Consider the following 24,698-nt stretch of genomic DNA (forward strand, 5'->3'; position numbering starts at 1 on the left):
ATTGCATACAATAACTGAACTAAATTTTAAACGTTATGAATGTTAAGCGGACTTTTGGAACAATCCTTACCATATTGGGTATAATTGGCCTTATTTATGCAGGTTGGGGCTTTGTGAAACATAGTTTACAAAGCCGTGAACTGGTAGTTGCCGGTATAATCGGTATTATTTTTTTTGTGTCTGGTATTGGCCTGGTTAAAAATACAAAGGACGAGTCCTAGTTTTTCTTCAATCCGATATGTCCTGATCCGGAAAAAAGTAAACTGTGATCAGGAAAGTCGGTATTTGTTAAGAATCTGATCTTTTTGAAAGCACCCTGAGCAGGGTCTAATGTTAAACGGTTTATTTTGTCCTGTTTTACCGAAACAATATCTGCATACAGAAAATCACCATTCGCATTTATTTTAAGTTGTAACAGCGGCGCCATGCCATTGGGCCCTTTAAGGCTAAACATACCATAAGTACAAAAGTTGCCTAAGCTATAGGCAATAAATTTGTTCTTGTAAACTTCAACGGCACGGGTTACATGAGGCCCATGGCCCAACACCACATCTGCACCGGCATCGATTACAGCGTGTGCAAAAGCATAAACGTCAGCCCTGTTCTCGCCATAAAATATCTCCTTTTTTTTGGGTACATGTTCAAATCTGGCTCCCTCTGCGCCACCATGAAAGGAAACAATAACAATATCAGCCTGCTCTTTTAACCTGGCAACCAATTGTTTGGCGCTATCGGTTTGGTTAATAGAGACTGTGTTTTCATTTGGCGCAAAGGCACAAAAAGCATATTTTACACTGTCTTTTTCAAACAGGCTTGAAGGATGGGACTGAAGGCCGGCATAATGGATGTTCAGCGAATCTAAAATTGCAGTGGTACGTGTCCTGCCCTTTAGACCAAAATCCCCAACATGGTTGTTTGCTATGCTTAAAAGGTTAAATCCTGCATTTTTAATGATGCCAGCATAGCGTTCTGGCATTCTGAAGGCAAAACAGCTGTTGCTGTTCGGATCTTTGCATTTGGTGGATTTACCATTGTCAAGCAGGCAGCCCTCCAGATTGCCAAAAATGATATCACCTTGCAACAGGCTGTCTACAGCTTTAAAGCTGGTTTTTGCATCATCAGGGGGTAATCCGGATTTATCGGGATATGCAGATCCAATCATGATATCGCCAACAGCAACAATTGATATGGTATCTTTCTTCGGGATCAAAGGGGTGTCAATAGCAACCTGATGAAGCGGAGCACTTGTGGTATTGCTTGCGCAGCTTAAGCTGAGCAGGGCGATGGTAGCGGTTAGCAGTAGCAGGGGTATGACTTGAAATTTCATTCAATTTTGGTAGGGTTTATTGCGGGCTGCAATATGCGGGGTTATAAAAAAGTCCTTCTAAAATATTTTAGAAGGACCAGTATTGTTGATGTTGGGGGGCAAAGGTTATTCCTGGATCAGGTCTTCTTTAACTTCATCCAGTATCCTGCCGCCTTTATAAAAATATCTTGAGTAATAAGGTTCATTCAAATTGCTGATGACCACCCCTCTGCTGGATGAGGCATGGGCAAAACGATTGTCGCCAAGGTAGATCCCTATATGGGTAATGCTCCTGCTTTTTATTTTAAAAAATACCAGGTCGCCCTCTTTCAGTTCGTCTTTCGGCAATGGATCAACCATGCTAAAGATATCCCTTGAATTGCGCAATATGGTAGTGTTGAAAACTTTGTCGTAGATCGCTTTGGTAAATGCCGAACAGTCTATTCCTTTCTGTGTATTTCCACCAAATCTGTAAGGTGTGCCAATCCATTCGTAAATGAATTTATACAGTTTTACATTAGAAGTTGCGTCTACAGCAACACCCATAACCTGTGAAAAATACTGGGAAGCTAAATTGTCAGGATCTGCTAATTTATTGGTCTCTTTTGTTTTTGTTTGTGCTTTAACAGCCGTTAAACTGCACAAACCAATGAGGGAAGAAAACAGAAACTTTTTTATCATGTTATACTGTTAAGTTTGGGTATGAATCACTTACACTTAAACGTACACCACTAGGGCTTATTGTTAGGATGTCAAAACTATGTATTTTACAAATGTTATCCAAATGTAATATATATAATTCCAAAAGTTATTAACATTTTTGGCATAGTACTGTGTTTTTTTGTACCATATAAGTTTCGGTGAGTTCTGATTTAAGTGCAACTTATGATGGTTTATGAACAATATGTTTGCTTTAAATTTGCTGAGATGTGTATAAGTGCTAATATTGACGGGGTTAGCTTAAATGTTTGTCGCTGTAAATTCTGTACGCTTAGTGTGCATTTTACATCAATTACTTCGATATATTGCAATAAAAAAGTAGATTTGCTCTCGTAAAAAAATCAATACCCAAATGAGTGCAGTAGAAATAAATAAAGATACCTATCTGAAGTGGTTTGAGTCGATGTTGCTGATGCGCAAGTTCGAAGAAAAAACCGGTCAACTTTATGGACAACAAAAAATCCGTGGTTTTTGTCATTTATACATCGGTCAGGAAGCGGTGGTAGCCGGGGCTATTTCTGCGATGCAGCAAGGAGACTCCATGATCACTACCTACCGCGACCATGCGCATGCACTGGCCCTGGGCGTAAGTGCAGATAGCATTATGGCAGAAATGTATGGTAAAGCTACCGGTGTCTCTAAAGGTAAGGGGGGCTCTATGCACATGTTTAGCAAAGCACATCATTTTTATGGCGGACATGCAATTGTTGGTGGACAGATTCCTCTGGGTGCAGGGATTGCATTTGCTGAAAAATATAAAGGCACTGATAATGTAAACATTTGCTATATGGGCGATGGGGCTGTTCGTCAGGGTGCTTTAAACGAAGCGTTCAATATGGCCATGCTTTGGAAACTTCCTGTAGTATTTGTTTGTGAAAACAATTTTTACGCAATGGGAACTTCTGTGGAGCGTACTACAAACATGACTGATATTTACAAAATAGGTTTGGGTTTTGACATGCCTTGTGCTCCGGTTGATGGTATGGATCCTGTTGCGGTTCACAATGCAATGGACGAAGCCATTCAGCGCGCAAGAGCTGGTGAAGGTCCTACATTCCTGGAAATGAGAACGTACAGATACCGTGGCCATTCTATGTCTGACCCGGCTAAATACCGTACAAAAGACGAATTGGAAGAGTATAAAGCCAAAGATCCTATTGAAACGGTAAGAGAAGTTATCCTGAAAGAGAAATATGCGGACCAGGCCTGGATTGAAGAAATCGAAAATAAAGTAAAAGAGATTGTTGACCAGTCTGTGAAATTCGCGGAAGAGTCTCCATGGCCGGATGCATCAGAATTGTATACTGATGTTTATGTACAGCAGGATTATCCATACGTAAAAGATTAATTAAGAACGCATTTCAATAGATATTATTAGTATGGCTGAAATAGTTAGAATGCCCAAAATGAGTGATACCATGACCGAAGGGGTGATGGCTAAGTGGCATAAAAAAGTTGGCGATAAAGTAAAAAGCGGTGATGTAATGGCCGAAGTGGAAACCGATAAGGCTACTATGGATTTAGAATCATACTGGGATGGTACCATTTTATACATTGGTGTAGAAGAGGGAAAAGCTGTTCCGGTTGATGCCATTATTGCAGTAGTAGGTAAGGAAGGCGAAGATTATAAAGCTGCACTGGCAGCAGAAGAAGGTGCTGCTCCAGTACCAGCCAAAGAGGAGAAAGCTGCTGAGCCATCATCAGAAAAACCTGCTGAAGATGGTTCTGGTACAACAGCTGGGTTATCGGAAGCTGAGCTTACTGCAAAAGGGGTTACCGTTATCCGCATGCCTTTATTAAGTGATACCATGACTGAAGGCGTGATTGCTGAATGGCATAAAAAAGTAGGTGATAAAGTAAAAGACGATGATATCCTTGCTGATGTAGAGACCGATAAGGCCACTATGGAAGTGATGGGTTATGCTACCGGAACTTTATTGCATATTGGTGTAGAAAAAGGACAGGCTGCCAAAGTAAATGGTATTATTGCCATTGTTGGCCCGGAAGGAACTGACATTAGTGGAATCCTGAGCCAGGGCGATGCGCCTGCCAAACCTGCCGCAGATGCAAAATCTGATGCGCCTGTTGCAGAAAAAGCTGTTGCTGAAGTAAAAGAAGAGACTCCTGTAGCCTCTGGTAGTGGAGAACGTTTAAAAGCATCGCCGCTGGCTAAACGGATTGCCAAAGATAAAGGTATTGATCTGGCCCAGGTTGCAGGTAGTGCTGATGGTGGCAGGATCATTAAAAAAGATATAGAAAACTTTAAACCTGCGGCAGCCCCGGCAAATACAGCATCTTCATCAGCTCCGGCTGCAGAGAAAGCCGCACCGGTTATTCCTCAATATGTAGGTGAAGAAAAATATACAGAGAAACCAGTCTCGCAAATGCGTAAGGTGATTGCCAAACGTTTGGCAGAAAGCCTGTTTACTGCCCCTCATTTTTACCTGAACATCAGTATTGATATGGACAATGCCATATCAGCCCGTACTGCAATCAATGCGGTGGCTCCCGTGAAGATTTCTTTCAATGACATTGTCATTAAAGCAGTTGCCGTTGCATTGAAACAACATCCTGCCGTTAACTCTTCATGGGGCGGAGATAAGATCCGTTTCAATGAGCATACGAACATTGGTGTGGCCATGGCTGTAGAAGATGGTTTACTGGTTCCTGTAGTTCGTTTTGCTGATGGCAAATCGTTGTCTCATATCTCTGCTGAGGTTAAGGCATATGGGCAGAAAGCAAAAGCTAAAAAACTACAACCGTCAGACTGGGAAGGTTCTACCTTTACCGTTTCTAACCTGGGTATGTTTGGTATTGATGAATTTACATCAATCATTAACTCTCCGGATGGTGCGATCCTATCTGTAGGTGCTATACAGCAGGTACCTGTGGTTAAAAACGGAGCGGTTGTTCCTGGTAACATCATGAAGCTAAGTTTAGGCTGCGATCACCGTGTGGTTGATGGGGCTACAGGTGCCGCGTTCCTGCAAACGCTTAAAGGCTTGCTGGAAGAGCCAATAAGATTATTGGTTTAAGCCAGACCCGAAAATAATAAGAAGGTTGTCTGCCCATAGTGCAGACAACCTTTTTTTATGCCCGTTTGTTTTGTACTTTTGCGCTCATGTCGAATATCAAACCCTCTTTAGCAAAAGGAACCAGAGATTTTTCTCCTCAGGAAATGGTTAAGCGCAACTTTATTTTTGATACAGTTAAAACTGTTTTTAAGAAATATGGCTATGCTGAGATACAAACCCCCTCAATGGAAAACCTTTCTACCTTAACTGGTAAGTATGGGGATGAGGGTGATAAGCTGATATTTAAGATCCTGAACAGCGGAGATTATCTGGCAAAAGTGAAGCCCGATTTGCTAACCAATGCCAATTCAAATGCCATACTTCCATCCATCAGTGAGAAGGCCCTGAGGTATGACCTTACGGTACCTTTTGCGCGGTATGTGGTCATGCACCAGAACGATATATCCCTGCCCTTTAAGCGGTTCCAGGTGCAGCCGGTATGGCGTGCCGACAGGCCACAGAAAGGACGGTACAGAGAATTCTATCAGTGCGATGTGGATGTTGTAGGTTCTGATAGTTTATTAAACGAAGCAGAATTTATATTGATTTACCAGGAAGCACTGACCGGTCTGGGTTTAAAAAACTTTACCATAAAGATCAACAACCGTAAAATATTGTCGGGGATTGCTGAAGTTGTAGGTAAGCCGGAGCTCATTATTGACATGACGGTAGCCATAGATAAGCTGGATAAAATAGGGCTTGACGGTGTGGTTAAAGAACTGCTGGAACGTGGTTTTACCGATGCAGACATAGAAAGGTTAAAACCGGTTATTTTATTGCAGGGTAGCAATACAGAGAAACTGGAAAGCCTGAAAAAGGTATTGTCTGCATCGGCAGCCGGACTTAAGGGCATTGAAGAGATAGAAACTGTTTTTGATTATGTAAACAGTATGCTTAAAGCTGAACCTGCCATAAAGCCTGATGTTGAACTGGACATTACCCTTGCCCGGGGGTTAAATTATTATACCGGTTGTATTTTTGAAGTGAAAACCAATGAGGTGGCTATGGGTAGTATAGGTGGCGGTGGCAGGTATGATGACCTTACCGGTATGTTTGGTTTAAAAGGTTTGACCGGTGTTGGGGTTTCATTTGGTGCCGACAGGATTTATGATGTATTACAGGAACTCAATCTTTTTCCTGAATCGACCGTTGCAGGTACAAAAGTGCTGATCAGTAATTTTGATAAGGAAGCGGAAGAGTATGCACTGCCGGTCTTACAGCAATTGCGCAGCGCAAATATTGCTGCCGAACTTTATCCTTCTTCAGCTAAGCTTAAAAAACAAATGAGCTATGCCGATGATAAGCATATTCCCTATGTGATGCTGATCGGCAGTGATGAAATGGAAAGCGGGATGCTGACACTGAAAGATATGCAGAGCGGACAGCAGCAAAAACTGACGGCCGAATCCATTGTCGAATTGCTGAAAAAGGATTAGTACTTATTTAACGGTTTAATAGGTTTTTCCGGCAAGTATCCCTTCAATCCTGTCCAGGAGATCATCTATGTCAAAAGGTTTTGGTAAAAAGCCATTGGGTTTGTATTCACCATGCTGGATGTTCTGGGCGGTATATTTTGCAGAAATCATCAGCACTGGTATGTTCTCAGTGGCAGGGTTGGTCCTGATCTCTTTTAATAAAGTCCTGCCATCACCATCCGGTAACATAATGTCTAAAATGATCAGGTCTGGCCTCGACTCGTTGATGTGCATCATCATATCCACGCTCTTATTTAATCCATTTACTTTATAGGACTCGCTTTGAAGGATTAATGTAATGACATCTAGTATGGCATGATTGTCTTCAATCACAAGAATTTTTTTATATGTTACTGTTTTTTTTTTCAAAGCGGGCAGTTTTTTGATTTACAAATATACCAATAGATTGATTTGTTTATGTATTATTTGCTTTTTGTAAACAAAAATATCCAATAATTTTTATGATCACGCTATCTATAAGCCAGGATTCTTTAATCATAGGTTTGTAATATTAAGATGAGCTTTGTGCAGGCGGTATCATATTGGTTTTGTTATCTTCCGGAATTCAGTAGTTTTGCCTGACTTGAGAAAAAAACATTTACATATTCATCGGATATTGTCGGTATTGCTGCTGTGGGTTTTTGCCATTGCACTTACGCCCTTTAGCGTATTCCACAACCACCACGACGATGAACCTCAGTGTGTTCCCCACGAAAAAACCTGCACACATAAAATACATATTGGCAGTCATAAAGAAGAGTGTCTGATCTGTGCAGCCCATTTCGAAAAAAATTATACCACAACACAGCAGTATTTTCAGGTATACCTTGTTAATAAAGCGGTAGCCCAGTACTTTGTAACAGCCGGTGGCTTTTACACCGAATTGATAGGGCAGTCGCTTCGCGGGCCTCCTCTGGCCTAAATTTACCAAAACAGGTGTTTATCTGTTTTGTGATTCAACATAATGGGCAGCATTCATTTGCCTGTGCCAATCGTATCAACAATTTTTAATGGTTAATAATAACCTTTATCGGTTCAGGATAAGGTCATTGTTTTCCGTCACACCATAAAAAATTATATTCCAATGAAAAGAGTATATCTTTTGCTATTCCTATATTTATTTATACCAGCTGCAGGCTTTGCTGCAGAACTTGCCCAATTTAAAGGGAAGGTGCTTGATGCGGCTAACCAGGCCCCACTTGCAGGAGCAACCATTTATATTACCGACCTTAAAGCCATTACGACTACCAATGCCCAGGGCGAATTTGTATTAAAGAACATCCCTGCAAAGGGGCGGTTCTTGCTGGAAGCACGATTTGTAGGTTACAAAACCTATGCTGCTGTGATTGACCTGGGGAGTCAAAAGGAGCTGACCATCTCATTATCTCCTTCTATCATAGAAAGTGCCGAGGTAGTGATCACCGGGTCCCCATTTAGTTCAAATAACAAGACCAACAGCTTATCGGTGGTTTCGGTAGGTAAGAACAAGCTGGCGCAGTCAGGAGGTACCAATCTTGTAGATGCGATTGCCAGAATACCAGGGGTTTCGCAGGTAAGTACGGGAGGGGCAATATCCAAGCCTGTCATCCGTGGACTGGGCTATAACCGCGTACTGACCATGGTGGATGGTGCAAGAGAAGAAGCCCAGCAATGGGGGGATGAGCACGGTATTGAGGTAGACCAGTTTTCGGCGGCAAGGATTGAGATTTTAAAAGGCCCAGCAAGTTTGTTATATGGTTCTGATGCCTTAGGGGGTGTAATCAACGTAATTGATGACCTTGTGCCGGCACCCGGTGTGCGCAATGGCGAGTTTACTTCGGCGTACAGCACCAATAATGGTCTTAGTGCCTCATCCCTGATGCTTCAGGGCAATGAAAATGGTTTCGTATACCGCGGCCGTGCGTCTTATAAAAATGCCTATGGTTTTGGCTATAAGGGGGCAACTGTACCCAATTCCGGCTTTAATGAACTTAACTTTAACGGGATGCTGGGGCTAAACAAAAGCTGGGGTTATTCCCATTTAACCTTTTCACGCTTTCATACCAATATCGGACTGGTAGAAAACGGGCCAGATGACCATGGAAATTATTTAAATGAGGATGGGGAAGTCATCTCAGCCGACGAAGCAAAAGAAAGAAGGCTGGGTCTGCCTTTTCAAAACATTAATCACTACCGGGCAGCCTTAAACAGCAATTTTATTCTTGGAAAAGGGCAGCTTAAAACCGTTTTTGCCTTTCAGCAAAACATCAGAAAAGAGTTTGAAGAAAGTATACAGGAGCCTGGATTGAACCTGGACCTTAAATCGTATACTTATGATATTAAGTATTACTTTCCCAACCTTGGGAAATGGGAGCCCGCATTTGGTGTCCAGGGGATGTATCAGGACAATGTTAACCATGGTGACGAGTTTCTTATCCCTGACTATAATAGCAATAACATTGGTGCTTTTGTGTACCTGAAGCGGAACTTTGATAAGGGGGCCATTAATATCGGGGCAAGATATGACTATAAAAAAGTGGATGGAAAAGATTTGAATTTTAACGGGGAGGAGGTTTTTGGTGGTTTCAGTAATGAATTTTCAAATGTATCAGGATCCCTTGGCTTCGCTTATGAAATTGCTAAAAACCTGGTGCTTAAAGGCAATGCAGGTTCTGGTTTCAGGGCGCCAAACATTGCAGAACTTGGGGCCAATGGCCGGCATGAGGGTACCTTCAGGTATGAAATAGGCAATAGTAAATTAAAACAGGAAACCAGTGTACAATTTGATCTTGGCCTGGAGTATAATGCGGAGAGTGTGACATTTGGATTAAATGCTTACGCCAACCGCATATTCAACTATATCTATCCGGGTAATTTTAATGATGAAACCATTCCTTTCGACAATAATGGCAGCATAGAAACATTGCCGGTTTACCGTTACGTACAAACGAACGCTGATTTGGTAGGTGGAGAGGCTTCAGTGGATTTTCACCTCGTAAAGTCGCTGCATTTTGAAAACTCCTTTTCTTATACCAGGGGTGTAAACCGGGCTACTGATACTGCCCTGCCCTTTATTCCTGCTGCCAGCATCAACAACGAAATCCGTATTGAACCGAACATTAAAGGTCTTGCTGATAGCTATATTAAGGTTGGCCTAACCAATACCTTTAAACAGGCCCGTTTTGATAGTTTTGAAACCCAGACCAATGGTTATACACTGCTTGATGCGGGGTTAGGAACCAGTATCAAAACTGCCAGAGGTAAACTTAACCTTTGGGTAACCGGACAGAACCTGTTAAATAAAGAATATTACAATCATTTGAGCAGGTATAAAATCGCCAATATTTACAACCCGGGGCGTAATGTCACTTTTGGTATCAGTGTGCCATTTTTATAAGCATTAAACTTTTTCCATGCAGTCTAAACCATCTACATGGTTTAGACTGTAATTTTTAAGCCAGGGGTAATGGGGTTTTGTAAATAATGCTTAAGTTTAGAAATCACTATCTTTGATTATTTTCAGAAACCTATTATGTTAAAAAAAATAGCATTGCCCATTTTTATACTTTGCTGCACAGCCTTAACGGCATTGGCACAAAAAACGGACACTTTATCCATCACTTTGGAAAATGTCAAATACGCCTATCCTGTAAAATATTTTCCGATAACAACAGAAGGACAGGATGTACGCATGGCTTATATGGATATTGCTCCAACCCAGCTGGCCAATGGACGTACTGTAATGCTTTTTCATGGTAAGAACTTTGGAGGATATTACTGGACGGAAGTTATAAAATCGCTGACCAGCAGGGGCTTCAGGGTGGTTGTGCCAGACCAGATCGGTTTTGGTAAATCGTCCAAACCCTTTATACATTACAGTTTCCATCAGATGGCCGCCTGGAACAAGGCATTGCTGGATGCGTTGGGCATTCAGAAGGCAAGTATCCTGGGACATTCCATGGGAGGCATGCTGGCCACTCGTTTTGCGCTGATGTATCCTGAACAAACCGAAAAGCTGCTCCTCGAAAACCCGATAGGATTAGAAGATTATCGTAGGTTTATACCGTATGTGACTACGGAGGAACAATATAAATCGGAGCTGAAAACTACGGCTGAAAGCGTTCGCAAGTATTATCAGAGTTCTTATTTTACCTTGTGGAAACCGGAATATGAAGAACTGGTACGTATAGCCGGTGGTGTTACGTATAGTGCAGATTTTCCACGCTGGGCAAAAGTTGCGGCCATGACGTTTACGATGATCTATGAGCAGCCAGTGGTATATGAGTTTATCAATATAAAGGTACCCACCGTGCTGTTTATTGGTAAAGAAGATAGAACTATAGTAGGCAAAGGGCTGCTTAGTCCGGATCAACAGGCTTTATACGGACAATACAGGTTTTTGGGCAAACAAACTGCAGCTAAAATTCCGGGTGCCAAAATTATTGAATTTGACGGTTGCGGCCATATCCCACATATAGAAATCCCTACTGAGTTTACTGTAGCCCTGCTGGGCAGTTTATAGCTATCTCTTTGCAGGGTCCTGCGAAAAAGTTTCCATCAGCAGGGCATACAGTCCGGGGTGTTTGTCCCTTAACTGTTTAGGCTTTTCAAAGAAATATTCTGATACAACTGCAAAAAATTCAGCTTCATTGGTAAGGGCATAAGGATTGATATCTGACCTGCCCTTTTCTATTTGCTGCATTTCCTGATGGATCATTTTTAACCAGGGCAGGGTATATTCATGCCGCATTAAGTTTTCGGGAACTCCGTCTGTTGCACCATCTGATTTGTCCAGCAGATGCACAAACTCATGTATGGCCGTATTTTCTTTATCTTCTGGATTGGAAAATCCCCGTAACAAAGCCGATTTAGACAAAATCATCTGTCCGTTCATGTAGCCTTCTCCTACCATACCTAAAATATTTCTTTCTCCTCCCTCAAATTGAAAATCCTTATTAAAGGTATCCGGATATAACAATACACTGCTCAGGTTTTTATATTTCCAGTCTGGAAATCCAAATACCGGTATTACGGCGCTCGAGGCTACCAACAGCCTGTCAACCTGGTCAACATTCACACCAACGCCCTCCAGCCTTATATCACTTAAAAAGGTGGCGACCTTATTTTCAAAAATGAACTTTTCGGCTGGCTGTAATTGCCGGTAAAAATGGACATGTGCTAAAAGCAGACTGCGATCGGTTGCACTAAGCGCAGCAGGAGCTTTTCCGGCTTTTGAATTGCCCCTTAAAATAAAATATAAAACGATGATCAGTAAAGGGATCAGGATAAATAATATCGTATCCATGCCTAGGCCTCCAGTATCTCCAGCTGTGTGATGATCTGCTCTTCAGTTATTGGATATGCCTTATCGTTGATCAGTGATTGGTATACGGCCTCAAAGAGGCCCATATAATTGCCGTTATCAGAATCGATATAACTCACATGGGGCTTGCCCTGCTCATCCATGATGGTTAAGCGGCCTTTACTATCCGGACTTTCTATACCAAAAGCAGGGTTGCTTATTTTCATTCCTTTCAGCAGCTGTTCTTCCTGAACATCTGAACGGCCTTTTACATAAGATCCTTTAGCACCATGCAACACGAAGGCTTTCTGCGGATCTGCAACCAGTAAACTGGCAGTCAGAAATACATTAAGGTCGTTCGGATAAGTCAGATGGATCATAAAATAATCATCTACCTGGGTGTTTTTGCGGTGTTTGCCAAGAACCTTATTAAAAGACAGGGGCTTGCCAAACAGGCTAATGGCCTGATCCAGCAAATGGGGTCCAAGATCATACACTAGTCCACTCGCGGGATGTGGTTCTTCCTTAAAAGTTTTTGGCCCTATGGCACTTCTGTAACGATCGTAGCGGTAATGAACCTCATTGAGCTGGCCCAGCTGTCCGCTTTCTACCACCTTTTGTATAGCTGTGCAGTCGCTGTCCCACCTCCGGTTATGGTAAACAAATATTTTCCTGCCCAGGGTTCTGGCCAGTTCAAATAGTTCTTTTGCTTCTGCTGAAGTCGCTGTAAAGGGCTTTTCTACAAGTACATGTTTTCCGGCCTGGAGACACTTGCGTGTATAATCTGCATGTGTAAAATTGGGTGTGTTTACAATGACCAGTTCTATTTCCTGATCCGCGATCAGCTCTTCAAAAGTAGCATAGCTTTTTACACCGGGATAATCTGCTGCGGCTTTTTTTTGGTTGCGTTCCAGGACTGCATGAAATTTAAAACCAGGATGCCCATCAATAAATGGTGCATGAAATACTTTACCCGACATACCAAAGGCCAGTAAGCCTGTTACAATTGCTTTTTCCATAGGGATAAAATTAGCAATAAGGATTCAATTGGCATTCATTTATTCGCATAAGCTGTACTGCTAATTGTATCTTTGTGTTATGAAACCATCAGAAACATATGCAAAATGGAAAATTTTGCAACAGAAAATAGCGGAAGAGTTTGACGCTGATGAACCTGATTTAAAGGTCGTCCTGTTTTTGATAGGCGTACAGGAGCTTGGAAAAGGACCTGGCAAATACAGCAAACGTCAGAAAGAAGAGCTGATGCACATTGCTACCTGTCGCTTATTAAGCGAAATGGGATTTTATGAGCTGGAAGGATTGGATCAGGATGGCTGGCCACATTGGAAACTGGTTAAGCCGGTTCCTTCTTTTGCCATGATGGAGCAGGAACTGCTGCTGAAATCACTGGCCATACATTACTTTGAAGAAATCTATTGATCTATCTCATAAAATCTAAAAAACCCGAAGTACATTGTACAACGGGTTTTCGCTTTTATAGGTAGATGTAAATGTGCTGAATTATTTTCCTTGTTGCTGAGCTTCTTTTTTCAACTGATCGTTCGCAACAATCACCACTTCAACCCTACGGTTAGCAGCCCTTCCGGCTTCAGTTGAATTGTCTTCAATTGGTTCAGAAAAACCTTTCCCGATGGTGATCAAGCGGGATGACGGAACACCCTGTGATACTGCATAGGCTTTAACTGCTGCTGCTCTTCTTTCAGATAAGCCCATGTTATATGCCTCAGTACCTTTATTATCAGTATGTCCAATTACTTTAATATCTGTTCCCGGATACTGATTTAATGACCCGGCTAGAGATTTGATATTTGTTTTAGCTTGTGCTGTTAAATCAGATTTGTCAAAACCAAATAAAATACCACTGTCAAATTTAACAATGATACCTTCACCTTCGCGGATTACTTCTGCATTGGGGATGGCATTTTGTATTTCAGCAGCCTGTTTATCCATTCTTTTACCGATAAACCCACCAGCTGTACCACCAACAGCAGCACCAATAATAGCACCTACTGCAGTGTTGCCAGCTTTTTTACCAATGATTGCGCCAAGTACACCACCGGCAGCGGCACCAATACCTGCTCCTTTTTGTGTTTTTGTTAAACTATCGCAACCTTGAAATGCCATGGCACCAAGGGCTAATGCTATACTAAATGTTGCTATTTTAAATTTTGAAGTCATCATAATTACTATCATTTGTTTAGGACGAAGATAAATCAAACCTAATGCCAAGTTTTTATGTTTCCTGATTTTATTGACGATATCCTCAAATGCTGTATAAAATATCCTTACCAAAGGTGGAGACGGACGAGGGTCATGGTAGTGTGACTATAATTCTATACAATAAATTTATTCGGAGAAGTAGGCTTCCAATGCTTTTAAGGTGTTTTCATCCTTATTGAAGTCTTTAATGACCAGACCTTTTTCCAAAAGGATGATCCTGTCACATACATCGGTCACATGATTCAGGTCATGGCTGGAAATCAGGGTGCTGATCTGATGTTGTTGTTTGAGTGATTTGATCAGGGTTTTAAGCCTGATCTGAGTGGTTGGGTCCAGATTGGCAAAAGGTTCATCAAGAACCAGCAATTCGGGGTTTTGCATCAGCGCAGCGGCAATGCCCACCTTATTTTGGTTCCCTTTGGAAAAATCCCTGATGTACTTGCCCTTATTCAGGATTTCTCCGTTAAAAAATTCTTCATACCGCTGCAGGTACTCATATACATGTGCGGCAGTCAGGTTGTGCAGGCTTCCAATGAACACGAAGTATTCCTCAGGTGTCAGGTAATCGATCAAAAAGCCCTCGTCCAGAAAAGAAGCGGTATAGTTTTTCCAGGCATCGCTTTGCATTACGTTTTCCCCTTTGGACAAGACTGATCCGGCAGTCGGACGGATCAGGTCCAATATCATCCTGAACAATGTGGTTTTGCCGGCACCATTGTTCCCTACCAGTCCTATTGTTTCCCCCTGTCCAATCTGCAAATGCGTAATGTTTACAACCGTTGTGCCGTCGTAAACCTTTTTTAAATCCTTTATCTCTAAAATCATAATTATGCTATGCTCTAAATCCTTCGGCTATCTTATACCTTTGCTGTTCAAATTTTCTGGTGATGAAATTAACCCAGTAACCACGCATTAAAATCATCATTAAGCCGAACGCCGAAACCAGGATTAAGCCCAGATAGGGTTTGCCCAGCAGGCCAAAAGGCAAGTAAATTAAAATGGGGGTTAAGGCATAAGGAAACATCAGCAGCCATTGATTGGCACTTATGCCCTGATAATTAAAGGTGGCGCTTTTGTTAATGTCTATCCTTTTATAATTGAAATTGGCCAGGTAAAGTACCATTACAGTTCCGAAGCCTACATTGTACAGATAGGCAGTTAAATGCAGCAATAATAATTTTGGGCTCAGAAAACCATAAAAACTGGCCAGTAATGTAATCAGGGTGCAGGCTATAGTAAAGAGTAAAAATTTAGCCTTTATAAAATCTCTAAAATTGACCTTATTACTTAGTAAGCCATCAAAATGCGCACTTTGCCAGGCAAACATAAACTGTCCGTACATGAGGATAGAAATGCCCGTCATAAATATGGCACCAAACATCATCTGTCCAAAGGCATTTGCTGCAATCACCTCCTGCTTATAAAAGAGAAACCCGTACAGCAGAAAAAGGAAACCCATAAAAAAGGATACACGGGAGCGCTTATGTCGTAAAATCAGTTTCAGTTCTAAAGCAGCAAGTTCTCCTGTCCTGCCAAAACGGTTTAAAAAAGGATAATCTGTACTTACTTTTTTCTCATTGTCACTACCCAGTTCTTCTACATATAAATTGCGGCCCAGATAGTGGCTGTTCATCTTAAATATCAGGATGGCGGCGATGCTGAAAACCAGGGCGCTAAGGGGTTGGCCGACAATTATCCTGAATACGGCATCAGAGCCCTTCATGATAGAGATCACTTTATAGTACTCAAGTACGGCGAAACCTGCAATGATTAACAATCCTGCAATGGTGTAAAATAAGTTAGTGATGGATTTCCGTTTAATATACAGCACAAAATAATTGTTAAACACCGCAATTGAAAGTATGGAAACCAGATACATGAGGGTTACAAAACCCCCATACTGAGCTGATATTTTTGTAAAGCAGAAAGGCAGGAACAAGAGGAAAGGCCATAGGTTGAAGGCCGAAAACAGGGCCTTAATGTTTAAAAAGCCGATAATTTTGTTTTTGGGAATTTTAAGGTGCAGATAGGGGATGACACTGAGTGTTGGCAGTTCCTGTAACTGAAAACGCATGACAAGATCAAAAGCAAAGTAGTATAAAATTATTCCGTTAAAGCTTTTGATGATGTCCTGGTGTGGGAATAGCTGCAGCAGAAAATGAGCCATTCCGAAACCTAAACCTACAGCTACGGCCAGAAAATAAAGGATAAAAAAGATGAGTACAATTTGTGTTGCCAGGCTGCCTTTACGGTTTCTGGAGCGCCAGAAAGCCTTCCACTGGTGATTTAAAAAGGTAGTCAGCATATCAATAATTGTATTTGTTTTTCCAGTTCTTCCGCAGTTGTTCCCTCAGCTTATCTTCTGCAGGATTTTTTCCGGGCTCATATAATTTGGTGCCACTTAGTGGTTCCGGTAAATATTCCTGGGCTTCAAAGTTCCCCTCATAGCTATGGGCGTATTTATAGTCTTTACCATAACCAATGTTTTTCATCAGTTTGGTAGGCGCATTGCGGATGTGCAGGGGTACAGGCAGGTTGCCGGTTTGTTTTACCAGGGCCTGGGCATTATTTATGGCTTCGTAAGCCGCATTGCTCTTCACAGAAGCCGCCATATAGGTTACTGCCTGTGAAAGTATGATCCGGGCTTCCGGATAACCGATCACATTAACTGCCTGGAAACAATTGTTTGCCAGTAATAAAGCATTTGGATTGGCATTGCCAATGTCTTCAGATGCAAGTATCAATAGCCTGCGGGCAATAAACAGCGGGTCTTCACCGCCTTCTATCATTCTGGCCAGCCAGTAAACAGCTGCATTGGGGTCGCTTCCCCGTATAGATTTGATAAATGCAGAGATGATGTCGTAATGCTGTTCTCCGGCTTTGTCATACAGGGCCAGGTTTTGCTGTGCATGGGCCAAAACGTTTTCATTGGTCAGCACAATCTTAGTCCCTCCAATTCCGTTAACGGCAATCTCCAGCACATTGAGCAGCTTTCTGGCATCTCCGCCTGATAAGCGGATCAGGGCCTCATGTTCCTTTATTGTGATTTTCTTTTCCTTAAGGAGTACGTCCTGCTTTATGGCTGTTTGCAGTAATCCCGACAGTTCTTCTTCGTTCAGGGCTTTTAGAATATATACCTGGCACCTGGAAAGCAAGGCCGAGATGACTTCAAAAGAAGGATTTTCTGTAGTAGCACCAATTAAAGTGACCAGGCCTCGTTCTACGGCACCCAGCAGGCTGTCCTGCTGCGACTTACTGAACCTGTGAATCTCATCAATAAAAAGAATGGGCAAACCCATCAGGCTGTCTTTGAGCAGTGCAGCCCGGTCTATCACGTCCCTGATGTCCTTAACCCCCGAATTGATGGCGCTCAGGTTAAAAAAAGGCCGGTCCAATGTTTGTGAAATGATATAGGCAAGGGTTGTTTTGCCTACACCCGGAGGTCCCCAGAATATCATTGAAGGCAATTGCCCGCTTTGTATGGCCTTTCTTAATACGGCATCCGGTCCTACTAAATGTTGTTGCCCTACATATTCGTCCAGGTTTTGTGGGCGCATACGTTCGGCTAAAGGAGGGAGGTTTTGCATAAAAGTAAAGATACTAAAAAAAGTAGCAAAGAAAATCCTTCTTTGATCTGCTTAGGCTCCGCCTTCTTTAGAACTTGCTTTGGGTTTTTTATTCCAGAATTTACGTTTTGGCTTACCCGATCCTGATTTTTGTGCTGCTGGTTTTGGCTTTGCATGGCGTTCAGTGGTTGCCTCTGGTATTGCCACAAGGTGCTCCGGCAAAGGAATCCTGTCAATCTCCTTTTCTATCAGTTTTTCAATACTGACCAGCTTACGCTTGTCCCGGCTATTTACCAGGGTTATGGCAGTTCCTTTGGTTGCAGCCCTGGCGGTACGCCCAATGCGGTGCACATAATCTTCTGCATCATGGGGCACGTCAAAATTCACGACCAGATCTATACCTTCCACATCAATCCCCCTGCTCAATACATCCGTACCAATCAGGATGGGCAATTGCTTGTTTTTAAACTTCAGTAAAATGCTTTCTCTTTCACTTTGTCCGAGGTCAGAATGAAATGCTTCCGCTTTAAGGCCCAGGGTACGGAATACCTTGCCCAGGTTTTTTACTTTTTCTTTGGTAGAGGCAAAAATAATGATGCTCTTATATTCACCTGTTTTTAACACATCAGTTAGCAAGGGTACTTTTTGTTCATCATGAACAAAATAGATCTGCTGTAATATGCCTTCTGCGGGTTTAGACAAAGCAATGTTAATTTGTTCAGGATGCTTCAGCAGTGTTGCTGCCAGTTTTCTGATCTTCGGCGGCATGGTAGCCGAAAACATTACAGTTTGCCTTACCTGAGGCAGGTAGCTTACTATGCGCATAATGTCATCGTAAAAGCCCATGTCCAGCATTCTGTCTGCCTCGTCCAGCACCAGGTGCTGTAACTGATCCAGCTTTAATACTCCTGATGAAAGGTGGGAAATCAAACGCCCGGGAGTGGCGATAATGAGGTCTACACCTTCCCGCATCGACCTTTTTTGCTGTTCATAGGCAATGCCGTCGCCACCACCATAAACCGTTAACGAGCTGATGTTGGTAAAATAAGACAGGGCTTCTACCTGCAGGTCTATCTGCTGGGCAAGCTCCCTTGTCGGGGCCAGTATCAGGGTATTGTTATGCCGGTTTTCCGTTTCCACAATCATATTCATGATCGGCAAAAGGTAGGCACCCGTTTTTCCGGTTCCTGTTTGTGCACAGGCAATTAAATCTTTCTTATTTAAAATAAGCGGAATAGCCTGCTGCTGGATTGGGGTTGCGTTGCGAAACCCCATGGCTAATAACCCTTCCAGTAATTCGGGGTTAAAATTAAAATCTTTGAAATCCAATATACTTCTATGTTGTTAGTATTTACCGTATAAAAGTAATCTTTTTTATTCTATTTATTCTTATCCGCGTAACCAAACACTTTCTGAAGCAAGGAAGATGACCTTGCACCCAGATTATCCCTTATTTTAAGCTCTTCCTGGGCCACCTGTATAAACATACCATCAATTGCTTTTTGGGCAACATATTCCGAAAGGTCTGTATTCACCGGCTTCATCAGGGGTATTTTATTGTATTGGCCGGCGGCCTGGCCCCAATATTTGGTAGCCCCTACATTGGCCAGACTGGTGGTGATCACCGGTTTAAACTTCTCCATCAGCTGAGCCGTGGTTACCCTTTTAAAATAATTGGTTGCGGCATCTTTACTGCCCAGCAATATATTGGTGGCATCGGTAATGGTCATTTGTTTAATGGCCGAAATAAAGATGGGTTTAGCTTCTTTGGCGGCGCTTTCGGCTGCACGGTTTAAGCTTACGATCACATTGTCGGCCAGTTTACCCATGCCTATGCTGCGCAGCGTTTTTTCAACTTTCTGGGCTTCCGGCGGAAAGAGGATCTTTACCGCCATATTGCCCAGAAAGCCGTCTTTTGCCGAAAGGAGGTCGGCCCCCCTGGAGGTACCTATTTCCAGTGCTTCTTTAATGCCCATCCCAATTTCCAGTGCGCTGGGTGTGCCCGTTGTAGCGGTTGTACCACTGCCTTTTCCAGTTACCTGTTTTAAAATATTGCCTATTTTAATCTGGCTCTGGGCTTGCAGGACAGGAAATGTTAACCCTGCCGTTAAAGCCAGGTAAAGAAACTTCTTTTTCATCAGTGTTATTTTTTGGCTGAAGATAGCAATTCTTCTGCCATTAATTTTGCCGACTTAGCCAGTTTTATAAATTCTGAGCGATAACCTTCTTTGTCTTTTCCCTTCGCATTTTCTGCAATGCCGATCAACTGGCCATAAGAAGCGTCCTGTTTAAATTCTGATTGCCTGAGCAGCATCCCGAATTCTGCAACGGCTGCTGCAAACCTGAAATTGTTACTGGTATGACTAAAAGGGGCCGACTGGTCAATCACTGCTTTCGAGATCAGTTTACTCGTATGGCCATCCGGGGTTTTATAACGCAGTTTTACCGTCAGCATTTCAGCACTCCCATTGCCCCTAACCGGGGTTTTATTGAACTGATATTTTAGTTTATCTACAGAATCCAGGAAACTGCTTTTGATACCAGCAGGTATGATTTCATACAAGGCCGTTACGGTATGGCCCGAGCCCATTTCACCGGCATCCTTTTTATCGTCATTAAAATCCCTGTCCTGCAGCAACCTGTTTTCGTAACCTATTAAACGGTAGGCCTGTACTTTGTCCGGATTAAATTCCAGCTGGAGTTTCACATCTTTGGCAATGGTAAATAAGGTGCCCCCAAATTCGTTGATCAGTACTTTTCTGGCTTCACTGATGTTATCAATATAAGCGTAATTGCCATTGCCCTTATCGGCCAGTGTTTCCATTTTGCTGTCTTTCATATTTCCCATGCCATAGCCCAGCACAGTTAAGAACACACCTGATTTGCGTTTTTCTTCAATCAGGCTTTCCATATCCTTATCACTGGATGCGCCCACATTAAAATCGCCATCTGTAGCCAGGATAATCCTGTTGTTGCCGCCTTTAATAAAATTATCTGTAGCTACCTGATAGGCCAGCTGAATGCCTGCGCCACCGGCGGTTGAACCTCCGGCGCTTAATTTATTTAATGCTTCTTTAATTTTTGTTTTTTCATTACCGGGTGTAGAAGGCAGTACCAGCCCTGAATTTCCGGCATACACCACAATGGCTACTTTATCCTCAGGACGCAGCTGCTCCGTCAGCAGCTTAAATGAAGCGATCAGCAGCGGAAGCTTATTGGGCTGGTTCATTGATCCGGATACATCTATCAGAAAAACCAGATTGGATGCAGGCAGGTTATCTGTTGGTATTTTCTTTCCCTGCAGGCCAATCTGTACCAGTTTGTGGTTTGCATTCCAGGGTGCATCTGCAATTTCTGTTACAATATTTACGGGGTCATTTCCTTTGGGCTGCGGATATTCATAGTCGAAATAATTGATCATTTCTTCAATCCTTACCGCATCTTTAGGTGGCATACCCCCATTGTTGATGAAACGGCGTACATTGCTGTAGGAAGCCGCGTCCACATCAACAGCAAAAGTAGAAAGCGGGTTTTTGCCGGGGTTCCTGAATCCGTTCTCACTAATGCCGGCATAACTTTCTGTATTTCGTTCAGGCCCTACCCAAATTCCTGAAGCCATGCCGCGTATCATGACATTTGCAGGGGCAGCGCCAACAATTTCACTTTTTTTCATCGTACCATAGCCCACTGCAACTACTTCATTCAAACTTTGGACGCTATGTTCCATTACTACATTCAGGCTGGAAAACTTCCCGATTTTTACCCTAAGTGTTTTATAACCGATATAAGAGAAGCTTAAGCTTTCTGCATCCTCTGCTACAGAAATGGAATACCGCCCATCTTTGTCGGTCCGGGTATAGGTTTTACCTGTGGGCAAACTTACCATTACACCCGGCAGTCCTTTGCCATCGGCTTTATCAGTTACCTTTCCGGTAATGGTCTTTACTGCGGCAAAGCTTTCCTGGAAACCCATTACCATCAGCATCAATAGAGGTAGCAATAATTTTTTCATAATCGTTTGTTTTTGGATATGATGTCAGCTTTGCAGAATTTCCATACCTTGTCGAAAAATATTTTTATACTTGAGCAGTTTTGCTGGTTTAATTGTATAGTTTAATGAAATCAATGTTTTAGTAAGCCTTGAAGTTTATAAAGAATAACGCCCGGATACAGGAGCAGGACGATGCTGCTTTAATTGCACGCTATAAAAGCGGAAGCGATCTGGAGGCTTTGGGCGCGCTTTATAACAAGTATATGCACCTGGTATTCGGGGTGTGCTTAAATTATCTGAAAGACGAGGAGCAAAGCAAGGATGCTGTGATGCAGATTTTTGAGGAACTGGTGGTAAAGCTGAAAATACATGAGGTGCAGAACTTTAAAAGCTGGCTGCATGTGCTTACCCGGAACCATTGTTTAATGGCTTTAAGGAAACAATCAAAACATACTACCGTTTCAATTGAGGATACTTTTGTGGAAAACACAGATTTTGTGCATCTTGATATGGATGATACAAAAGAGAGGAAGCTTACCGTTATGGAAAAGTGTATGGAAACACTTCCGGAAGAGCAGCGTTTAAGTGTAGACCTGTTTTATCTGCAGGAAAAATGCTATAAGGAAGTGGCCGATATTACTGGTTATGATATGCTTAAAGTAAAAAGTTATATCCAGAATGGAAAAAGAAATCTTAAAATTTGTATAGAAAAGAAGAGCAGTGAATAAGGATTGGTTAGATATAGGGATTTTAGAGGATTACCTTGATGGTAAACTGGATGCTAAAACCATGAACAGGGTGGAGCGTGAAGCGCTTGATGACCCTTTTGTGGCCGAGGCCCTTGCCGGTTTAAGCGAATCGCCCAGGCGCTCCCTGCAATCCATTTCCCTGCTCCAGAAACAATTGCACGAAAGGATTGCCCAGCAGCAGACAGTAAAAAAGACATCAGTGGTTACCTGGCAGCGTTTAAGCATAGCTGCTGCAGCAGCGGTAATGTTTATTGCGGTCAGTATCATGTTCTGGATGAGGGAAAACAACCATCAGAAAGAACTTGCCGGACGCGCTAAAAAAGTGGAAGTGAACATTGCGCCTCTGGACAGTATTAAGGCCGCGGCTCCTGTTGTTGCAGCAGCACCGGTGGTAGCATCTGCTGATAAAATTAAAGAAAAAGAGCTGGATAAGGCGATAAAAGCAGCTAAAACGAACAGCTATGCCGTAAGGGCAAAAGCCGAAAAAACAATAGCGCCGGAAGTAGCCCCGGCTGCTGCCCCCCCTCAGTTAAATGATGTGGTTATCGTTGGCTATAACACGCAGAAAAAAAGCGATTTGGTTGGTGCAATTTCCAGGGTTTCCCCAGCCCCTGCCAATGTATGGCGTGGAAAGGTAGTTGCTCAGGACGATGGTAAACCACTGCCTGGTGTTTCTGTAAAGCTGGAAGGGACAAACCTTGCTGCAGTAACAGATGTAAACGGAGAATTTAAGATCAGTGCAGATACCTCGGTAAAAGCAGGCATGATCCGTGCAGATTATATAGGTTTTAAGCGGACAGAAGCCCTGGCCACATTGAATCAGCCGCTCAATCTGGCCCTGGTACCGGACAATTCTACGCTGAATGAAACGGTAGTTGTAGGCTATGGCACCAGGAAGAAAAAAGAAGGCATCACCGATACTGCCAACATCAGCAAAGCTCTTGCCGGCCGGGTTGCAGGTGTCAATGCCCCTAAGGAAATCCGGATCAGAGGGATGAACAGCCTGCCCAAAACAGTGACTATGGTTTCCAGCCCTGTTGATGGCTGGGATAAGCTTTTTGCCTATATTAAAGCAAACAACAGTTTTGCCCATGCAGAAAAGACCGGACAGCGTGTTGAACTGAGTTTCAGGATTGCTAAAGACGGGAGCCCTACGGACGTGAAGATCGTTAAAGGGGCAGATTCAAAATATGAAGAAGAAGCCATCCGGCTGATCATCAATGGCCCTAAATGGGAAAGGCCAAAGAAATCGGGAAGCAGGATGACTTTCCAGATAGATTTCTAAAAGAAGAGGTGGATGATGCTGAAAACGATAGCCGCCAATGTAGCAGATACAGGGATAGTCAAGACCCATGCCCATAATAAACTTACGGTTACGCCCCATCTTACTGCAGATACCCTTTTTAACAGGCCAACACCTACAATAGAGCCGGTAATGGTATGTGTGGTAGAAACCGGGATACCAAAATGTTCGGTAATCCCTAAGGTTACCGCACCTGCAGATTCAGCAGCCACACCTTCAAAAGCATTTACTTTGGTAATTTTTGAACCCATGGTTTTCACAATTTTCCAGCCGCCGCTCATGGTACCCAGCGCAATTGCTGCGTAACAGGAAATCGGGATCCATTCTGGCATAGGGTCGCCTGTATTCAATACATTAGAGGCAACCATAGATACGTAAATGATCCCCATTACTTTCTGGGCATCATTACCACCATGGGTAAAGCTCAGTGCTGCCGAAGAGATCAGCTGTAAACGTTTAAACCATTTCTCGGCTACAGAAGGCCGGGCATTTTTTGAAATGTGTAAAATAATGATCGAAATGATCACCGAGATGACCATACCGATAACCGGTGCCAGTACAATAAAGGCGACTACCTTTAAGATTGGTGCAAGGTTAATGGCCGACATGATGCCTGCGCCCATTGAGGCCGCCTTAGCCATACCTGCTCCTGCAAAACCGCCGATAAGTGTATGTGAAGAACTGGAAGGGATACCAAACCACCAGGTAAAAAGGTTCCAGGTAATGGCCGCCAGAAGTCCGGCCAGGATAACCTCCAGGGTAATAAAGTTCTCTACAACAGTTTTGGCAATGGTATTGGCAACTTTATGGTCGGTAAAATAAAAATATGCAGCAAAGTTGAATACTGCCGCCCATAGTACGGCCTGAAAAGGCGACAATACTTTTGTAGATACAATGGTTGCAATAGAGTTTGCCGCGTCGTGAAAGCCGTTTATATAATCGAAGGCGATGGCCAGAACGATTACAACAACCAATAAGGTAGTTACCATTTT

General features: G+C 42.8%; 23 protein-coding genes. 10 read left to right on the top strand and 13 right to left on the bottom strand.

Translation table 11 applies throughout. The features are described 5' to 3' along the window. Positions 1 to 35 precede the first annotated feature (35 nt). A complete protein-coding gene (locus tag PHEP_RS00840) occupies positions 36 to 221 on the top strand; it encodes a hypothetical protein (protein ID WP_012780347.1) in 186 nt (61 codons plus the stop codon). On the opposite strand, the gene PHEP_RS00845 is transcribed toward PHEP_RS00840, so the two are convergent. Both PHEP_RS00845 and PHEP_RS00850 read right to left on the bottom strand, forming a co-directional pair. Next, the gene (locus tag PHEP_RS00845; RefSeq protein ID WP_012780348.1) at positions 218 to 1,327 is read right to left on the bottom strand and encodes a CapA family protein; all 1,110 of its coding nucleotides are present in this window, start codon (positions 1,325 to 1,327) and stop codon (positions 218 to 220) included. The two genes, PHEP_RS00840 and PHEP_RS00845, sit on opposite strands and share 4 nt — an antisense overlap. 105 nt (positions 1,328 to 1,432) lie before the next feature. Next, positions 1,433 to 1,987 carry a C40 family peptidase gene (locus PHEP_RS00850; protein WP_012780349.1) on the bottom strand — a complete coding sequence of 185 codons (555 nt, stop codon included), beginning with the start codon at positions 1,985 to 1,987 and terminating at the stop codon, positions 1,433 to 1,435. 391 nt (positions 1,988 to 2,378) lie between these two features. Here PHEP_RS00850 and pdhA point away from each other — a divergent pair, with 391 nt between their 5' ends. From pdhA to hisS, 3 genes are all read left to right on the top strand, one after another. Then, complete coding sequence (gene pdhA / locus PHEP_RS00855) at positions 2,379 to 3,374, top strand: pyruvate dehydrogenase (acetyl-transferring) E1 component subunit alpha (protein WP_012780350.1); 996 nt, start codon at positions 2,379 to 2,381, stop codon at positions 3,372 to 3,374. A gap of 31 nt (positions 3,375 to 3,405) precedes the next feature. Next, positions 3,406 to 5,061, top strand: coding sequence for a pyruvate dehydrogenase complex dihydrolipoamide acetyltransferase (locus tag PHEP_RS00860; RefSeq protein ID WP_012780351.1), 1,656 nt, complete (start codon positions 3,406 to 3,408; stop codon positions 5,059 to 5,061). An 86-nt stretch (positions 5,062 to 5,147) separates the two neighbouring features. Further along, positions 5,148 to 6,536 (top strand): histidine--tRNA ligase, encoded by a 1,389-nt coding sequence (gene hisS / locus PHEP_RS00865; RefSeq protein ID WP_012780352.1) that lies wholly within the window; start codon positions 5,148 to 5,150, stop codon positions 6,534 to 6,536. Positions 6,537 to 6,551: 15 nt separating this feature from the next. Here the strand turns inward: hisS and PHEP_RS00870 are convergent, their stop codons facing one another. After that, the gene (locus PHEP_RS00870; protein ID WP_012780353.1) at positions 6,552 to 6,944 is read right to left on the bottom strand and encodes a response regulator transcription factor; all 393 of its coding nucleotides are present in this window, start codon (positions 6,942 to 6,944) and stop codon (positions 6,552 to 6,554) included. Positions 6,945 to 7,158: 214 nt separating this feature from the next. On the opposite strand from PHEP_RS00870, the gene PHEP_RS00875 reads away from it, so the two are divergent. The 3 genes from PHEP_RS00875 to PHEP_RS00885 all read left to right on the top strand — a co-directional run bounded on the left by PHEP_RS00875 (position 7,159) and on the right by PHEP_RS00885 (position 11,076). Then, positions 7,159 to 7,497 carry a hypothetical protein gene (locus PHEP_RS00875; RefSeq protein ID WP_143715677.1) on the top strand — a complete coding sequence of 113 codons (339 nt, stop codon included), beginning with the start codon at positions 7,159 to 7,161 and terminating at the stop codon, positions 7,495 to 7,497. Between the two features lie 162 nt (positions 7,498 to 7,659). Beyond that, entirely contained in the window at positions 7,660 to 9,951 is a 2,292-nt protein-coding gene (locus PHEP_RS00880; protein WP_012780355.1) for a TonB-dependent receptor, read from the top strand. 135 nt (positions 9,952 to 10,086) lie between these two features. Further along, positions 10,087 to 11,076 carry an alpha/beta fold hydrolase gene (locus PHEP_RS00885; RefSeq protein WP_012780356.1) on the top strand — a complete coding sequence of 330 codons (990 nt, stop codon included), beginning with the start codon at positions 10,087 to 10,089 and terminating at the stop codon, positions 11,074 to 11,076. Here PHEP_RS00885 and PHEP_RS00890 read toward each other — a convergent pair whose 3' ends face one another. Continuing rightward, positions 11,077 to 11,859 carry a M90 family metallopeptidase gene (locus tag PHEP_RS00890; protein ID WP_012780357.1) on the bottom strand — a complete coding sequence of 261 codons (783 nt, stop codon included), beginning with the start codon at positions 11,857 to 11,859 and terminating at the stop codon, positions 11,077 to 11,079. Between the two features lie 2 nt (positions 11,860 to 11,861). Next, on the bottom strand, positions 11,862 to 12,875 hold the full coding sequence (locus PHEP_RS00895) for a Gfo/Idh/MocA family oxidoreductase (protein ID WP_012780358.1): 1,014 nt from the start codon (positions 12,873 to 12,875) through the stop codon (positions 11,862 to 11,864). A 79-nt stretch (positions 12,876 to 12,954) separates the two neighbouring features. Here PHEP_RS00895 and PHEP_RS00900 point away from each other — a divergent pair, with 79 nt between their 5' ends. Continuing rightward, positions 12,955 to 13,296: a hypothetical protein gene (locus PHEP_RS00900; protein ID WP_012780359.1), complete on the top strand. Its 342-nt coding sequence runs from the start codon at positions 12,955 to 12,957 to the stop codon at positions 13,294 to 13,296. Between the two features lie 81 nt (positions 13,297 to 13,377). Here PHEP_RS00900 and PHEP_RS00905 read toward each other — a convergent pair whose 3' ends face one another. The 7 genes from PHEP_RS00905 to PHEP_RS00935 form a co-directional block, all read right to left on the bottom strand. Continuing rightward, a complete protein-coding gene (locus PHEP_RS00905) occupies positions 13,378 to 14,058 on the bottom strand; it encodes a YiaD family glycine zipper/OmpA-like lipoprotein (RefSeq protein ID WP_081436868.1) in 681 nt (226 codons plus the stop codon). Positions 14,059 to 14,223: 165 nt separating this feature from the next. Continuing rightward, positions 14,224 to 14,922, bottom strand: coding sequence for an ABC transporter ATP-binding protein (locus PHEP_RS00910; protein ID WP_012780361.1), 699 nt, complete (start codon positions 14,920 to 14,922; stop codon positions 14,224 to 14,226). 7 nt (positions 14,923 to 14,929) lie between these two features. Further along, positions 14,930 to 16,402 (bottom strand): DUF5687 family protein, encoded by a 1,473-nt coding sequence (locus PHEP_RS00915; RefSeq protein WP_012780362.1) that lies wholly within the window; start codon positions 16,400 to 16,402, stop codon positions 14,930 to 14,932. A gap of 1 nt (position 16,403) precedes the next feature. Next, entirely contained in the window at positions 16,404 to 17,684 is a 1,281-nt protein-coding gene (locus PHEP_RS00920) for a replication-associated recombination protein A (protein WP_012780363.1), read from the bottom strand. A gap of 51 nt (positions 17,685 to 17,735) precedes the next feature. Beyond that, positions 17,736 to 18,992, bottom strand: coding sequence for a DEAD/DEAH box helicase (locus PHEP_RS00925; protein WP_012780364.1), 1,257 nt, complete (start codon positions 18,990 to 18,992; stop codon positions 17,736 to 17,738). 50 nt (positions 18,993 to 19,042) lie between these two features. Then, positions 19,043 to 19,801 (bottom strand): DUF4197 domain-containing protein, encoded by a 759-nt coding sequence (locus tag PHEP_RS00930; protein ID WP_012780365.1) that lies wholly within the window; start codon positions 19,799 to 19,801, stop codon positions 19,043 to 19,045. Positions 19,802 to 19,806: 5 nt separating this feature from the next. Continuing rightward, positions 19,807 to 21,675, bottom strand: coding sequence for a vWA domain-containing protein (locus tag PHEP_RS00935; RefSeq protein WP_036675060.1), 1,869 nt, complete (start codon positions 21,673 to 21,675; stop codon positions 19,807 to 19,809). Positions 21,676 to 21,803: 128 nt separating this feature from the next. On the opposite strand from PHEP_RS00935, the gene PHEP_RS00940 reads away from it, so the two are divergent. Both PHEP_RS00940 and PHEP_RS00945 read left to right on the top strand, forming a co-directional pair. Beyond that, entirely contained in the window at positions 21,804 to 22,382 is a 579-nt protein-coding gene (locus PHEP_RS00940) for an RNA polymerase sigma factor (protein WP_012780367.1), read from the top strand. After that, positions 22,375 to 23,688: an energy transducer TonB gene (locus PHEP_RS00945; RefSeq protein ID WP_012780368.1), complete on the top strand. Its 1,314-nt coding sequence runs from the start codon at positions 22,375 to 22,377 to the stop codon at positions 23,686 to 23,688. Before PHEP_RS00940 ends, PHEP_RS00945 begins: the two co-directional genes overlap by 8 nt. Here the strand turns inward: PHEP_RS00945 and PHEP_RS00950 are convergent. Then, positions 23,685 to 24,695 (bottom strand): inorganic phosphate transporter, encoded by a 1,011-nt coding sequence (locus tag PHEP_RS00950; protein WP_012780369.1) that lies wholly within the window; start codon positions 24,693 to 24,695, stop codon positions 23,685 to 23,687. The two genes, PHEP_RS00945 and PHEP_RS00950, sit on opposite strands and share 4 nt — an antisense overlap. Between the last annotated feature and the right edge of the window lie 3 nt (positions 24,696 to 24,698).

Source organism: Pedobacter heparinus DSM 2366 (assembly GCF_000023825.1).
Classification (GTDB): domain Bacteria; phylum Bacteroidota; class Bacteroidia; order Sphingobacteriales; family Sphingobacteriaceae; genus Pedobacter; species Pedobacter heparinus.